The organism is Flavobacteriales bacterium, assembly GCA_030584065.1.
Classification (GTDB): Bacteria; Bacteroidota; Bacteroidia; order Flavobacteriales_F; family PHOS-HE28; genus PHOS-HE28.
This window is the reverse complement of the sequence record CP129489.1, coordinates 2098828-2110631: the sequence shown is the minus strand read 5'-3', so window position 1 is coordinate 2110631 and position 11804 is coordinate 2098828. Positions and strand designations below refer to the sequence as shown.

General features: G+C 64.5%; 6 protein-coding genes. 4 read left to right on the top strand and 2 right to left on the bottom strand.

The genetic code is table 11. From position 1 onward, the window contains the following. Nucleotides 1–12: 12 nt before the first annotated feature. From rplL to QY325_08935, 4 genes are all read left to right on the top strand, one after another. Complete coding sequence (gene rplL, locus QY325_08950; protein WKZ64895.1) at nt 13–393, top strand: 50S ribosomal protein L7/L12; 381 nt, start codon at nt 13–15, stop codon at nt 391–393. 190 nt (nt 394–583) lie between these two features. Then, complete coding sequence (gene rpoB / locus QY325_08945) at nt 584–4402, top strand: DNA-directed RNA polymerase subunit beta (protein ID WKZ64894.1); 3819 nt, start codon at nt 584–586, stop codon at nt 4400–4402. Between the two features lie 50 nt (nt 4403–4452). Beyond that, complete coding sequence (gene rpoC / locus QY325_08940; protein ID WKZ64893.1) at nt 4453–8751, top strand: DNA-directed RNA polymerase subunit beta'; 4299 nt, start codon at nt 4453–4455, stop codon at nt 8749–8751. 89 nt (nt 8752–8840) lie between these two features. Continuing rightward, nucleotides 8841–9161: a DUF3467 domain-containing protein gene (locus QY325_08935; protein WKZ64892.1), complete on the top strand. Its 321-nt coding sequence runs from the start codon at nt 8841–8843 to the stop codon at nt 9159–9161. A gap of 57 nt (nt 9162–9218) precedes the next feature. On the opposite strand, the gene QY325_08930 is transcribed toward QY325_08935, so the two are convergent. Then, a complete protein-coding gene (locus tag QY325_08930; GenBank protein ID WKZ64891.1) occupies nt 9219–9458 on the bottom strand; it encodes a hypothetical protein in 240 nt (79 codons plus the stop codon). Beyond that, a complete protein-coding gene (locus tag QY325_08925; GenBank protein ID WKZ64890.1) occupies nt 9455–11734 on the bottom strand; it encodes a patatin-like phospholipase family protein in 2280 nt (759 codons plus the stop codon). The genes QY325_08930 and QY325_08925 overlap by 4 nt, the downstream gene beginning before the upstream one ends. Between the last annotated feature and the right edge of the window lie 70 nt (nt 11735–11804).

Below are 11804 nucleotides of genomic sequence, written 5' to 3'. Positions count from 1 at the left end.
CAACACCGAACAATGGCAGACATCAAAACCCTGGGCGATCAGCTGGTGGCCCTCACCGTGAAGGAGGTCAACGAACTGGCCCAGTACCTGAAGGACGAGTACAAGATCGAGCCGGCCGCTGCGGCCGTTGCCGTGGCCGCTCCGGCCGCCGGCGGCGGTGGCGCTGCCGCTGCTGAGGAGAAGACCAGCTTCGACGTGATCCTGAAGAGCGGCGGTGCCAACAAGCTCGCCGTGGTGAAGCTCGTGAAGGAGCTCACCGGCCTGGGCCTGAAGGAGGCCAAGGACCTCGTCGACGGCGCTCCGAAGCCGCTGAAGGAAGGCGTGTCCAAGGCGGACGCCGAGAGCCTGAAGCAGCAACTCACGGAAGCCGGCGCCGAAGTTGAGGTCAAGTAATAGCCTCATCGCATCCGCATCACAGCGGCGCGGGAAGGTCCCTTCAGGGACCTTCCCCGCCGTGCTGTGATGTCGGCGTTTGATACGGCGCCCTGCGCCGGGACACCCACGGACCGATCCACCGTGGGAGCGTCGACCAAGGCATCCCGGATCACGTGAACCGTCCGTCTTCCATTCCCGATCCCCACCCATGGCCCAGGCGAAGACCATCAAGAAAGGCAAGCGCATCGATTTCGGCTCCAGCAAGATCGGTATCGATTATCCCGATTTCCTCGACATCCAGCTCAAGAGCTTCGAGGAGTTCTTCCAGATCGACACGCTCCCCGAGCACCGCGAGAAGGAAGGCCTCTTCAAGGTATTCAGCGAGAACTTCCCCATCACGGACACGCGCAACCAGTTCGTGCTGGAGTTCCTGGACTACTTCATCGATCCGCCCCGCTACAGCATCGATGAGTGCATCGAGCGCGGCCTCACCTACAGCGTGCCGCTGAAGGCCAAGCTGAAGCTGTACTGCACCGATCCCGAGCACGAGGACTTCGAGACCATCGTGCAGGACGTGTACCTGGGCCAGATCCCCTACATGACCCCCAAGGGCTCGTTCGTCGTGAACGGCGCCGAGCGCGTGGTGGTCAGCCAGCTGCACCGCAGCCCCGGCGTGTTCTTCGGCCAGAGCCGCCACGCCAACGGCACCAAGCTGTACAGCGCACGGGTCATCCCCTTCAAGGGCAGCTGGATCGAGTTCGCCACGGACATCAACGGCGTCATGTACGCCTACATCGACCGGAAGAAGAAACTGCCGGTCACCACCCTGCTGCGCGCCATCGGCTTCGAGAGCGACAAGCAGATCCTGGAGATCTTCGGCCTGGCCGATGAGGTGAAGGTGACCAAGGCCGCCATCAAGGAGAGCGTAGGCCGCAAGCTGGCCGCCCGCGTGCTGAAGACCTGGGTGGAGGACTTCGTGGACGAGGACACCGGCGAGGTGGTGAGCATCGAGCGCAACGAGGTGCTGATCGACCGCGAGACGGTGATCGAGGAGCACCACGTGGACCAGATCGTGGAGAGCGGCGCGAAGACCATCATCCTGCACAAGGCCGGCATCAACGCGGCCGACTACGCGCTCATCTACAACACCCTGCAGAAGGACACCTCCAACTCCGAGAAGGAGGCCGTGGAGGTGATCTACCGCCAGCTGCGCAACGCCGAGCCGCCCGATCTGGAGACCGCCCGCGGCGTGATCGACAAGCTGTTCTTCAGCGAGCAGCGCTACGACCTCGGCGAGGTGGGCCGCTACCGCATCAACAAGAAGCTGGGCCTGCAGAGCGAGCTCAGCGTGCGCGTGCTCACCAAGGAGGACATCATCTTCATCATCAAGTACCTGATCGAGCTGGTGAACTCGAAGGCCGATGTGGACGACATCGACCACCTGAGCAACCGCCGCGTGCGCACCGTGGGCGAGCAGCTGCACGCCCAGTTCGGCGTGGGCCTGGCCCGCATGGCCCGCACCATCCGCGAGCGCATGAACGTGCGCGACAACGAGGTGTTCACGCCCACCGACCTGATCAACGCCAAGACCCTGAGCTCGGTGATCAATTCGTTCTTCGGAACGAACCAGCTGAGCCAGTTCATGGACCAGACCAACCCGCTGAGCGAGATCACGCACAAGCGGAGGATGTCGGCCCTCGGACCCGGCGGCCTGAGCCGTGAGCGCGCCGGCTTCGAGGTGCGTGACGTGCACTACACGCACTACGGCCGCCTCTGCACCATCGAGACCCCCGAGGGTCCGAACATCGGCCTGATCAGCTCCCTCTGCGTGTACAGCAAGATCAACAGCCTCGGCTTCATCGAGACACCCTACCGACCCGTGAAGGAGGGCAAGGTGGACATGAAGGCCGACGTGGTGTACCTGAGCGCCGAGGAGGAGGACAACAAGATGATCGCCCAGGCGAACGCCAAGGTGAACGAGCGGGGCGAGTTCGAGACCGGCCGGGTGAAGGCCCGCCTGATGGGCGACTTCCCCGTGGTGGAGCCCAAGGAGCTGCACCTGATGGACGTGGGCCCGAACCAGATCGCCTCCATCGCCGCCTCGCTGATCCCCTTCCTGGAGCACAACGACGCCAACCGCGCGCTGATGGGCTCGAACATGATGCGCCAGGCCGTGCCGCTGCTGCGGCCCGAGGCGCCGATCGTGGGCACCGGCCTGGAGGAGCTCGTGGCACGAGACAGCCGCGTGCTGCTCACCGCCGAGGGCGAGGGCGTGGTGAAGTACGTGGACAGCGACCGCATCGTCATCGACTACAAGCGCACCGACGATGAGCGCATCGTGAGCTTCGAGGGCGATGAGAAGGAGTACAAGCTCACCAAGTTCCTGAAGACCAACCAGAGCACCTGCATGAACCTGCGCCCCATCGTGCGCAAGGGCGAGAAGGTGACCAAGGGCCAGACCCTCTGCGAAGGCTACGGCACGCAGGATGGCGAGCTGGCCATCGGCCGCAACCTGCAGGTGGCCTTCATGCCCTGGAAGGGCTACAACTTCGAGGACGCCATCGTGATCAGCGAGCGCGTGGCCTCGGAGGACATCTTCACCTCCATCCACATCGATGAGTACATCATGGAGGTGCGCGACACCAAGCGCGGCCTGGAGGAGCTGACGGCCGACATCCCGAACGTGAGCGAGGAGGCCACCAAGGACCTTGACGAGAACGGCCTGATCCGCATCGGCGCCGAGATCAAGGAGGGCGACATCCTCATCGGCAAGATCACGCCGAAGGGGGAGACCGACCCCAGCCCCGAGGAGAAGCTGCTGCGCGCCATCTTCGGCGACAAGGCCGGCGACGTGAAGGACGCCTCCATGAAGGCCCCGCCGAGCACCAAGGGCGTGGTCATCGACAAGAAGCTCTTCAGCCGGGCCGTGAAGGACAAGAAGGCCAAGGGCAATGAGAAGGGCATCCTGGAGCAGATCGACAAGGACCAGGACAAGGAGCTCGGTGCGCTGAAGAACCTGCTCATCGAGAAGCTCATGCAGCTGATCGGCGGCGAGAGCAGCAACGGCGTCTTCAACAAGTACAAGGAGGAGCAGGTCAAGAAGGGCACGAAGTACAGCCCGAAGGTGCTCCAGGCCATCGATTTCATCACCGTGGATCCCACGGAGTGGACCGCCGACAAGCGGAAGAACGAGCTCGTCCGCCAGCTCATCCACAACTACAACATCCGCCACAGCGACATCAGCGGCGCCTACAAGCGCAAGAAGTTCCAGGTGAGCATCGGCGACGAGCTGCCCGCCGGCATCGTGAAGCTGGCCAAAGTGTACGTGGCCGCCAAGCGCAAACTCACCGTGGGCGACAAGATGGCCGGCCGCCACGGCAACAAGGGCATCGTGGCCAAGATCGTCCGCGACGCCGACATGCCCTTCCTGGAGGACGGTACGCCGGTGGATATCGTGCTGAACCCGCTGGGCGTGCCGAGCCGCATGAACCTCGGCCAGATCTACGAGACCGTGCTGGGCTGGGCCGGCAAGAAGCTGGGCCGCAAGTACGCCACGCCGATCTTCGACGGGGCCACGCACGACCAGATCAACGCCGAGACCGACGAGGCCGGCATCCCGCGCAGCGGCAAGACCTACCTCTACGACGGCGGCACGGGCCAGCGCTTCGACCAGCCGGCCACCGTGGGCGTGATCTACATGATCAAGCTGGCCCACATGGTGGACGACAAGATGCACGCGCGCTCCATCGGACCTTACAGCCTCATCACCCAGCAGCCGCTGGGCGGCAAGGCCCAGTTCGGCGGCCAGCGCTTCGGCGAGATGGAAGTGTGGGCGCTGGAGGCCTTCGGCGCCGCCAACATCCTGCAGGAGATCCTCACCGTGAAGAGCGATGACGTGATGGGCCGCGCCAAGGCCTACGAAGCCATCGTGAAGGGTGAACCCCTGCCCACTCCGGGTATTCCGGAATCGTTCAACGTGCTGCTCCACGAGCTCCGTGGCCTGGCCCTGAACGTCTCCCTCGAGTGATCGAAGGGAAGCGCAACTGAACGTCGAACGGAAGCAAGCAACGCGAGAACATGAAGAAGGAAGTGAAGCTGAACAGCAACTTCAACAAGATCGTCGTCAGCCTGGCCAGCCCCGAGCAGATCCTCGAGCGCAGCCATGGCGAGGTGATCAAGCCGGAGACGATCAACTACCGCACCTACAAGCCGGAGCGGGACGGTCTCTTCTGCGAGCGGATCTTCGGTCCGGTGAAGGATTTCGAGTGCCACTGCGGCAAGTACAAGCGGATCCGCTACAAGGGGATCGTCTGCGACCGCTGCGGCGTGGAGGTGACCGAGAAGAAGGTGCGCCGCGAGCGCATGGGGCACATCCAGCTGGTGGTGCCCGTGGCCCACATCTGGTATTTCCGCAGCCTGCCCAACAAGATCGGCTACCTGCTGGGCCTGCCCACCAAGAAGCTCGACCAGATCATCTACTACGAGCGCTACGTGGTGATCCAGGCCGGCAGGGCGGTGAACAAGGAGGGCAACCCCGTGCAGTACCTCGACTTCCTCACGGAGGAGGAGTACCTGGACATCCTGGATGCCCTCGGCAAGGACAACCAGTACCTGGACGACAACGACCCGAACAAGTTCATCGCCAAGATGGGCGCCGATGCGCTGCAGGACCTGCTGCGCCGCCTGGACCTCGACAGCCTGAGCTACGACCTGCGCCACAAGGCGAACACGGAGACCAGCCAGCAGCGGAAGAACGAGGCCCTCAAGCGCCTGAACGTGGTGGAGGCCTTCCGCGATGCCAACAGCCGGCGCGAGAACAAGCCGGAGTGGATGATCGTGAAGGTGGTGCCGGTGATCCCGCCCGAGCTGCGCCCGCTGGTGCCCCTGGACGGCGGCCGCTTCGCCACCAGTGACCTCAATGACCTGTACCGCCGGGTCATCATCCGCAACAACCGCCTGAAGCGCCTGATGGAGATCAAGGCGCCCGAGGTGATCCTGCGCAACGAGAAGCGCATGCTCCAGGAGGCCGTTGACAGCCTGTTCGATAACAGCCGCAAGAGCAGCGCCGTGAAGAGCGAGAGCAACCGCCCGCTGAAGTCGCTGAGCGATTCGCTCAAGGGCAAGCAGGGCCGCTTCCGCCAGAACCTGCTCGGCAAGCGCGTGGACTACAGCGCGCGTTCCGTGATCGTGGTGGGCCCCGAGCTGAAGCTGCACGAATGCGGCCTGCCCAAGGACATGGCCGCCGAGCTCTTCAAGCCCTTCATCATCCGCAAGCTCATCGAGCGGGGGATCGTGAAGACGGTGAAGAGCGCCAAGAAGATCGTGGACAAGAAGGAGCCCGTGGTGTGGGACATCCTGGAGAACGTGCTCAAGGGCCACCCCGTGCTGCTGAACCGTGCACCCACGCTGCACCGCCTGGGCATCCAGGCCTTCCAGCCCAAGCTCATCGAGGGCAAGGCCATCCAGCTGCACCCGCTGGTCTGCACCGCCTTCAACGCCGACTTCGACGGTGACCAGATGGCCGTGCACGTGCCCCTGGGCAACACCGCCATCCTGGAGGCGCAGCTCCTGATGCTCGCCAGCCACAACATCCTGAACCCGGCCAACGGCGCGCCCATCGCGGTGCCCAGCCAGGACATGGTGCTCGGCCTCTACTACATCACCAAGGGCCGCAAGAGCGATGCCGAGCGGAAGATGAAGGGGGAGGGCATGACCTTCTACAGTCCCGAGGAGGTGATCATCGCCTACAACGAGGGCCGCCTCGACCTGCACACCTGGATCAAGCTGCGCTGGATGAACCCCAAGACGGGCAAGGCGGAGATGATCGAGACCACCTGCGGCCGCACCCTATTCAACGAAGTGGTGCCCGACGAGTGCGGCTTCATCAACGATGTGCTCACCAAGAAGGCCCTGCGCGACATCATCGGCCTGGTGATGAAGGAGACCGGCGTGGCGCGCGCCGCACAGTTCCTCGATGACATCAAGGAACTGGGCTTCATGAGCGCCTTCCGCGGCGGCCTGAGCTTCAACCTCGACGACGTGGTGGTGCCCGACGCCAAGGACAAGCTGGTGAAGGCCGCGCAGACGGAGGTGGATGAGGTGACCAACAACTACAACATGGGCCTCATCACCAACAACGAGCGGTACAACCAGACCATCGACATCTGGACGCACACCAACTCGAAGGTGACGTTCAGCCTGATGGAGCGCATCAAGACCGACCGCCAGGGCTTCAACTCCATCTACATGATGATGGACAGCGGCGCCCGCGGATCCAAGGAGCAGATCCGCCAGCTGAGCGGCATGCGCGGACTGATGGCCAAGCCCCAGAAGAGCGGCGGCGGCGGCGGACAGGACATCATCGAGAACCCGATCCTCTCCAACTTCAAGGAGGGCCTGTCCATCCTGGAGTACTTCATCTCCACCCACGGTGCACGGAAAGGCCTGGCCGATACGGCGCTCAAGACCGCCGACGCCGGCTACCTCACCCGCCGCCTGGTGGACGTGGCGCAGGACGTGGTGATCACCGCGGATGATTGCGGAACGCTCCGCGGCCTGGTGGCCACCGCGCTCGTGAAGAACGAGGAGGTGGTGGAGACCCTGCAGGACCGCGTGCTGGGCCGCACGGTGGTGCACGACGTGTACCATCCGCAGACCGGCGAGCTGATCATCGCCAGCGGCGAGACCGTGAACGAGGACGCCGCAGCCGCCATCGGCAACAGCCCCATCGAGGAGGTGGAGATCCGCAGCGTGCTCACCTGCGAGCAGAAGCAGGGCGTATGCGCCAAGTGCTACGGCCGCAACCTGGCCACCGGACGCATGGTGCAGATGGGCGAGGCCGTGGGCGTGATCGCCGCGCAGTCCATCGGCGAACCGGGCACGCAGCTCACCCTGCGGACCTTCCACGTGGGCGGTGTGGCCGGCAAGATCACCGAGCAGAGCGAGATCCGCGCCAAGTACGACGGCATCCTGGAGATCGACGAGCTGCGCACCGTGAAGCGCAAGGACCGCAAGGGCGAGGACGCCGAGGTGGTCATCAGCCGCAGCACCGAGATGCGCATCGTGGATGCCAACACCGGCATCGTGCTCACCACGAGCAACGTGCCCTATGGCGCCTACCTCTACGTGAAGGGCGGCAAGGCGATCAAGAAGAACGACCTGATCTGCACCTGGGACCCGTACAACGCGGTGATCATCTCCGAGCTGGCCGGTACGCTCGCCTTCGAGAGCATCGAGGAGAACGCCACCTTCCGGGAGGAGATCGACGAGCAGACGGGCTTCGCCGAGAAGGTGATCATCGAGAGCCGCGACAAGCGTAAGAACCCGACCATCAAGATCATGGACCCCAAGGGCAAGGAGGAGCTGAAGAGCTACAGCCTGCCGGTGGGAGCGCACATCATCGTGAAGGAGGGCCAGAAGATCGAGGCCGGCGACGTGCTGGTGAAGATCCCGCGGAGCAGCGGCAAGGGCGGCGACATCACCGGCGGCCTGCCCCGCGTGACCGAGCTGTTCGAAGCGCGTAACCCCAGCAATCCTGCTGTAGTGAGCGAGATCGACGGCATCATCTCCTACGGCAAGATCAAGCGCGGCAACCGCGAGATCATCGTGGAGAGCCGCACCGGCGAGCACAAGACCTACCTGGTGCCCCTGAGCAAGCACATCCTGGTGCAGGAGAACGACTTCGTGAAGGCGGGCCAGCCGCTCAGCGACGGGTCCATCGCGCCCGGCGACATCCTGGACATCCAGGGGCCGACCAAGGTGCAGGAGTACCTGGTGGACGAGGTGCAGGAGGTGTACCGCATGCAGGGCGTGAAGATCAACGACAAGCACTTCGAGGTGATCGTGCGCCAGATGATGCGCAAGGTGGAGATCGAGGATCCGGGCGACACCCGCTTCCTGGAGCGCTCCAGCGTCAACAAGGTGGAGTTCATGGAGGAGAACGACGCCATCTACGACAAGATGGTGGTGACCGACGCCGGGGACAGCACCAGCCTGAAGGTGGGCCAGATGGTGACCATGCGCAAGCTGCGCGACGAGAACAGCGCGCTGAAGCGCAAGGACGCCAAGCCGGTGGAGGCCCGTCCGGCCAAGCCGGCCACGGCCCGCATCATGCTGCAGGGCATCACCCGCGCTTCGCTGCAGACGGACAGCTTCATCAGCGCCGCCTCCTTCCAGGAGACGACCAAGGTGCTGAACGAGGCCGCCGTGAACGCGAAGGAGGATCACCTGGTGGGCCTGAAGGAGAACGTGATCGTGGGGCATCTCATCCCTGCCGGCACCGGCGCCCGCGCCTACCAGAGCACCTTCGTGGCCAACAAGGAGGAATACCAGCGCCTGCTCGCCGACCGCCTGCAGGAGCAGGAAATCGATGAGTGACCAATCCATCGGCCAGTGACGAGTGAGCGAGCGGCAGGTCCCTGACTTGCCGCTCGCTGCTTGCGCCGGCCGCAGCAAACCGAACGAACATGGCAGACCAGAAGGAACAACCCCGCCCCAACCAGCTGAACATCGAGATCAGCGAGGAGGTGGCCGATGGCGTGTACAGCAACCTCGCCATCATCACCCATAGCAACTCCGAGTTCGTGCTCGATTTCGTGCGCGTGATGCCCGGCGTGCCCAAGGCCAAGGTGCGCGCGCGCATCCTGCTCACGCCCCAGCACGCCAAGCGCCTCATGCGCGCGCTGGCCGACAACATCGGGAAGTTCGAGCAGGTGCACGGCACCATCCGCGACACCGACATGCCCGAGATCCCGATGAACTTCGGGGGGCCTGCGGCGCAAGCCTGAGCCACGGACTAAGGATGCCGGAAGCCCCCTGGTCGCCAGGGGGCTTCTTCGTTCCGGTCAGAAGCGGATGGCGCGCAGGCGGTCCGCCACCGCGGTGTCTGCGCAAAGGCGCTTCAGCTCCTTTTCGATGTGCTGCTCATACCCCTCGGTGGCGTAGCCATGCCGGATCAGGTGCAGGTCCAGCAGCAGGCCGTCGACCGCCTCCCACAGCCGCTCGTCCGGTTTCTGGCCCCAAGGCAGCTTCTCGTATTCGCCCTTCACGGACTCGTAGGCATCGAGCAGGTCGTGCGTGATCATTCGTGGGCCTTCTGGTTGAACAGGATGTAGCCGAAGTTGAGGCTCCAGGCCCAGGGCTCGCGTTGCTGGTCGAAGTAGCTCACGTTGAACCACACCGGCCCGATGGGGCTCTGGTAGATGAGGGAGCCCGCCGCCATGTAGTAGCGCTGGCTGAAGGCCGGTGCGGTGGCGCTTCCCGTGCCCTCGCCGCGCACCACCGGCTCGTATGGCTGGAACACATAGCCTTCGAGGCGCAGGTCGAACCGGTTGCGCGCCACGGCCACGATGGTGCGCAGGCCACCGGCCAGGTACTTGGGCGCCCTGAACTGCTCCATGAAATAGGTGCGGCTCTCCGGTGTGGGCTGGAAAGCCGGCGCACGGATGATGGTGGCCGTGTAGTTCTGGAAGGAGGGCATGTTGCTGAATACGCCCTCGGCCAGCACCCCGAGCTTGAAGACGCCGCGGCGCAGCACGTACTGGTCCAGATGGGCGCAGGCCATCAGCCATTCGTGGTCGGCGGTGTAGAGGTCGGAGCGCGGCTGGGTGGAGCCCGGATCGGTCCGCTCCTCACCGGCGATGTAGCGCAGCCTCAGCGCGAAGCGTTCGCCCTCGTTGGGGTGCTGCTTGCGGTTGAGCGAGTTCCGGGTGAGGAGGAGGCCTGCGGTGCCATGGCGGAACCAGGTCACATCGCTTGTGTCGCGGCCGCTGAAGCCCTCCGTCTGGTAATAGCTGTCCTTGGTCTCCACCAGCTTGGCATCGAGCTTCAGGAGGCCCTTGTTGCCCAGGCCGAAGCCCGCATTGAAGCCGCCATAGGTCTCGCGCAGCACCACGAACGATGGCCGTACCTCATCGAAGAAGGTGCTGAAGCTGGTGAAGTGATCCCAGCGGTGGATATTGAAGATGGGCTCCAGGTAGGTCGGCACCCGTGTGCTGAAGTCCATACGGAGCTTCAGCTGCCCGGCCGTGTAGAATTTGCCGAAGTAGGAGAGCGCCTCCAGCTGGCTCGAGGCCGCGCCGAAGAGCTTGTAACGGAGCGCGGCCATGCCCGTGTTGATGGGCCGCGAGGAGAACATGCCGCCGAAGCGGACCTCCAGGTCCTTGTCCGGCTTCACCAGCAGGTGCAGGTCGTAGGCGTCGCGGTCGGCGCTGTAGGAGGCCTGGGGATAGAGGCCCGCGATGTTGTTGTCCGCGAAGAGCCGGAAGTAGGCGCCCTTGAGCCGCTCGGGCGATAGGGGGGTGCCCGCGTGGGCGATGGTGCGCTCGCAATAGCGGGTGGCGGACCGCTTCAGCCCCTCCACGTGGACAGCCCCGAACATCATGGGCCGTATCCTGGCGCGGAAGGCCCTACGGCGCTCGGCCACGGCGCCGGGATGCTCGCGGTGCTGCAATCCGGCCAGCACCTCGGGCATGCGGGCGAGGGCAGCCCGGTATCCATCGTCGATCGCCCTGCCGGGGTCGCTGAAGTCGAAGAGGCTGGTGCCGGTGCGCGGCTCGATGATGATGCCGTTCTCGCAGATCACCGAGAAGTTCGTGGGCTCCTGCATCATGGCCCTCAGCTGGCTCACCAGGTCGTCTTCGCTCGGAGGCGGCGAATTGCCGCTCACGTTGCTCCCCACGATCATGTCTGGCAGGAAGTCGTGGTACATGACATCGCTGGGGAAGTTGTTGTAGAGGCCGCCATCCATCATCAGGTGCCCATCCACCCGGATGGGCTTGAAATAGAAGGGGTAGCTCATGCTGGCACGCACGGCCTGCGCCAGGTCGCCTTGGCGGAACACCACCGCGCGCTGCGCCGTGAGGTCGCTGGCCACGCAGCGGAACGGCACGAAGAGCGAGTCGAAATCGTTGCCGGCAGCCGTGGATACGGGCGTGAAGCCGCGCATCTGCTCGAAGTCGAGGAGCACGGGGCTGCGCAGGTTCGTGGGGAGTGATGTCTGCAGGGCCGTGTCCAGGTCGAACCGGAGGGTGATGAGCGAGGCGTCCGGATGGTCGCGCTTGAAGAGGTAGGTGTGCCGTTGCTCCACCCCCCCTTCGGCCATGGTGCGGTAGAGCTCGGTGCGGAAGAGGGAGTCCATCTCCCACGGTGAGTATCCCGAGGCATAGAGCGCACCGATCAGCGCTCCCATGCTGCTGCCGGCCACGCAGTCCACCGGCACGCCATGCTCCTCCAGCGCCTTGAGCACGCCGATGTGGGCCAGCCCTGCGGCACCGCCACCGCTGAGCACCACGCCCACCCGCTGCCCCGCGGCCGCCCCGCTGAAACAGGCGAGGACAAGGGCGAAGAGCAAACGGGGCATGGCAGGGCTGCTCGCAAAAGTAGGGCCGTGCGTCCTGGGGGGGCTGCCATTCGTGGAGCCGGTTCACCGC

Coding starts and splice junctions, on each gene's coding strand:
- rplL (WKZ64895.1), top strand. CDS start 13: ATGGCAGACATCAAAACCCTGGGCGATCAGCTGGTGGCCCTCACCGTG.
- rpoB (WKZ64894.1), top strand. CDS start 584: ATGGCCCAGGCGAAGACCATCAAGAAAGGCAAGCGCATCGATTTCGGC.
- rpoC (WKZ64893.1), top strand. CDS start 4,453: ATGAAGAAGGAAGTGAAGCTGAACAGCAACTTCAACAAGATCGTCGTC.
- QY325_08935 (WKZ64892.1), top strand. CDS start 8,841: ATGGCAGACCAGAAGGAACAACCCCGCCCCAACCAGCTGAACATCGAG.
- QY325_08930 (WKZ64891.1), bottom strand. CDS start 9,458: ATGATCACGCACGACCTGCTCGATGCCTACGAGTCCGTGAAGGGCGAA.
- QY325_08925 (WKZ64890.1), bottom strand. CDS start 11,734: ATGCCCCGTTTGCTCTTCGCCCTTGTCCTCGCCTGTTTCAGCGGGGCG.